General features: G+C 74.8%; 1 pseudogene. It reads left to right on the top strand.

The annotated features are described in order from the left end of the window. Positions 1 to 176 precede the first annotated feature (176 nt). A pseudogene (locus JHD73_RS28785) lies at positions 177 to 302 on the top strand (histidine phosphatase family protein); the annotation flags it as partial.

Below are 302 nucleotides of genomic sequence, written 5' to 3'. Positions count from 1 at the left end.
CCCCCCCCCCCCCCCCCCCCCCCCCCCCCCCCCCCCCCCCCCCCCCCCCCCCCCCCCCCCCCCCCCCCCCCCCCCCCCCCCCCCCCCCCCCCCCCCCCCCCCCTTTTCACGCAGACGACGGCATACGAGATCAGGCGCCATGTCTCGTGGGCTCGGAGATGTGTATAAGAGACAGCGTCAGCACCATCCTTGCGGCAATCGACTGGCCTTCGAGCACGAACTTGCTGCTGGTCGGCCATCAGCCGTGGCTCGGCCGCCTGGCCAGCCTGCTGATTGCGGGCGCTGAGATGGAGTGGAGCGTG

The organism is Ralstonia sp. ASV6, assembly GCF_016429285.1.
In the GTDB taxonomy this organism is placed as follows: domain Bacteria; phylum Pseudomonadota; class Gammaproteobacteria; order Burkholderiales; family Burkholderiaceae; genus Ralstonia; species Ralstonia flaminis.
The sequence above is the reverse complement of the archived record's forward strand: the minus strand, read 5'-3'. Positions and strand labels throughout refer to the sequence as shown.